Source organism: Roseateles sp. (assembly GCF_044373315.1).
Taxonomy (GTDB): Bacteria; Pseudomonadota; Gammaproteobacteria; order Burkholderiales; family Burkholderiaceae_C; genus JACDQM01.
This window is the reverse complement of sequence record NZ_JBILQK010000210.1, coordinates 1-2,760: the sequence shown is the minus strand read 5'-3', so window position 1 is coordinate 2,760 and position 2,760 is coordinate 1. Positions and strand designations below refer to the sequence as shown.

Below are 2,760 nucleotides of genomic sequence, written 5' to 3'. Positions count from 1 at the left end.
GCTTGAAAATCCGCGTGTCGGTGGTTCGATTCCGCCCCAGCCACCATCCCCCTCTTTTCGGCCGATCCCGAGAGATCCCAAGAAAGCTAAAAGCCCTTTCATATCAAGGGCTTATCCTGAAAAAGGCGGCTCAGGAGATCTCAAACGATCCCTCCACGTCTCGTCGTTGCGTGTACCCACTGAGTACCCCAGACTGCTTTTCAACTGCAGTCATGTTTGGGGTACACCATGGGTCAACTCAACGACCTTCTGATCAGGTCCTCGAAGCCTCGCGACAAGGAGTACTTGCTCGCTGACGGTGAGGGTCTCTACCTTCGGATACGACCCACCTCCAAGGTTTGGGTCTATCGGTACAGGGACGCGGGCAAGGAGGCCAAGCTCAGTCTTGGCCCCTATCCAGCTGTTTCGCTCGCTGCTGCTCGCAAGAAGGCGCGCGCCGAAGCTGAAATGCGTGCGGCTGGTGTGGATCCCAGACTCGCACGCCGTGAGGAAGCGGAGCGCGGTCGCGTTGCGCGACTCAACACTTTCGAACTGACGGCTCGCGCCTGGCTCGCCCAAGCTCGCAAGGACCGGCAATGGTCGGCGGGTTATGCCGAGAAGGTCATGCGGCATCTGGAGCTGCACATCTTCCCGTGGATCGGCGGGCATGCTGCGTATTCCACGTGATCGCGGACACCGTTCCACGCTGATGGCGGACGGCATTCCAAACTGATCGCGGACACCGGGAGGGTGTCCTGAGTGACCCAACGAGGCGTAGGCTGCCCGGCTTTTTGGCCGGGAGAGGCGATGCCCACACCAAGGGTCCTCATGAGCAAGATCAGACAAGCACTTCAACTGCTGGCCGACGCCAGCCTCAGCACCCGGCAGGTGGCTGCCGCTTTGGGCATCAGCAAGACCACTGTCAGCGAGATCGCGATGTATGCGCGCGATGCTGGCGTCGGGTGGCCGCAGGCGGCCACGCTCAGCGACGACGAGCTGCAGGCGCGGCTGTACCCGCCACCACGCCCACGCAGCAGCACCCGGCGCGAGCCCGACTATGCGGTGCTGCATCAAGAGCTCAAGCGTCCCGGCGTCACGCTGCAGCTGCTGTGGGAGGAGTACAGCGCGGGCGCCGGGGATGCGGCCTACCGTTACAGCGCCTTCTGCGGGAAGTACCGCGCCTGGGCCAAGAGCCTGAAGCGCTCGATGCGCCAGATCCACCCAGGTGGTGAGCGGCTGTTCGTCGACTACGCCGGCCAGACCGTGCCGGTGGTGGACGCCGGTACAGGCGAGATCCGCCGAGCCCAGGTCTTCGTGGCGGTGCTGGGGGCATCGAACTACACCTACGCCTGCGCCACGTGGCAGCAGACGGCTGCCGACTGGGTGGGCGCCATCATCGCCACGCTGACGTTCATCGGCGGCGTGCCCAAGTTGCTGGTGCCCGATCAGCCGCGCGCGCTCATCGCCAACCCCGATGCTTACGAGCCCGTCACCGCGCGGCTGATGCAGGAGCTGGGCGAGTACTACGGCGTGGCGGTCCTGCCGGCGCGCCCAGGCCGGCCCCAGGACAAGGCCAAGGTCGAGGTGGGGGTGCAGGTGGTCGAGCGCTGGATCCTGGCTCGGATGCGCCATCGGCGCTTCTTCAGCCTGGTGGAGCTCAACCGCGCCATCGCCCAACTGTTGGTCGACCTCAACCAGCGCCCGTTCAAGAAGCTGCCTGGCTGCAGGGCGGTGGCCTTCAAGGCGCTGGACGCGCCGGCCTTGAAGCCGCTGCCAGCAACGCCGATGGTGCTCGCGCAGTTCAAGCCGGCGCGGGTCAACATCGACTATCACGTGGCCTACGAGGGCCACTACTACTCGGTGCCGCACCAGCATGTCGGCGCCGCCGTGGAACTGCGCATCACGGCCGGCACGCTGTAGGTCCTGCTGCGGCGCCAGCGCATCGCAGCGCACGCGCTTAACCACCACGCAGGCGGGTTCACGACGGTGGCCGAGCACATGCCAGCGTCGCACCGAGCGCACCGGCAGTGGACTCCGGCCAAGCTCATCGGCTGGGGCGAGCGCATCGGTGCCGCCACGGCTGGCGTGGTGCGTTGGCAGATGGAGCACCGCACGCACCCCGAGCAGGGCTACCGCGCTTGCCTGGGCCTGATGCGGCTGGCGCGCGAGTACGGCGACGAGCGGCTGGAGGCCGCGTGCGCCCGTGCGCAGTCCATCCGCGCGCCGCACTACCGCAGCGTCAAGTCGATCCTGGCCAATGGCTTGGACCGGCGAGACAGCAGCTTGCTCGGCGGCGACACGGCATCCATGCCCGCTCACGACAACGTGCGTGGACCCAGCTACTACGGGCACCACTGAGGCGCTGCCGCAAGCCCCTCGGCCGAACTCTCCAACATCACGAACACACCATGCTTCAACAACACACCCTGGACCAACTGCGCGGCCTGCGCCTGGACGGCATGATTGCCGCGCTCAACGACACCGCCATGCAGGCCAGCGCCGAGGCGCTGCCCTTCGAACAACGCCTGGCGCTGCTGGTGCAGCGCGAGCTGGACTGGCGCGACGGCAAGCGCGTGGCGCGGTTGCTCAAGGCGGCCAAGCTCAAGGTCAGCGGCGCCTGCGTCGAGGACATCAACTGGCGGGCGGGCCGCGGTCTGGATCGCCACCTCGTCACAGCGCTGGCCGAAGGTGACTGGATCCGACACGGCCGCAACGTGCTGATCACGGGCGCCACCGGTTGCGGCAAGACTTGGCTCGGGTGCGCGCTGGCCCAGCAGGCTG

Annotated in this window: 2 protein-coding genes and 1 pseudogene; all 3 read left to right on the top strand. The window is 66.6% G+C overall.

Annotated elements, in window-relative coordinates:
- Window positions 1–228: 228 nt before the first annotated feature.
- Window positions 229–666: a tyrosine-type recombinase/integrase gene (locus ACIQ67_RS20515; protein WP_397536224.1), complete on the top strand. Its 438-nt coding sequence runs from the start codon at window positions 229–231 to the stop codon at window positions 664–666.
- A 120-nt stretch (window positions 667–786) separates the two neighbouring features.
- A pseudogene (gene istA, locus ACIQ67_RS20510) lies at window positions 787–2,337 on the top strand (IS21 family transposase).
- A gap of 50 nt (window positions 2,338–2,387) precedes the next feature.
- Window positions 2,388–2,760 (top strand): ATP-binding protein (locus ACIQ67_RS20505; RefSeq protein WP_397536223.1); only part of this gene is annotated, 373 nt, incomplete at its 3' end.

What these genes read in the sequence shown, in the direction of transcription:
- ACIQ67_RS20515 (WP_397536224.1), top strand. Translation starts at nt 229, where the DNA reads ATGGGTCAACTCAACGACCTTCTGATCAGGTCCTCGAAGCCTCGCGAC.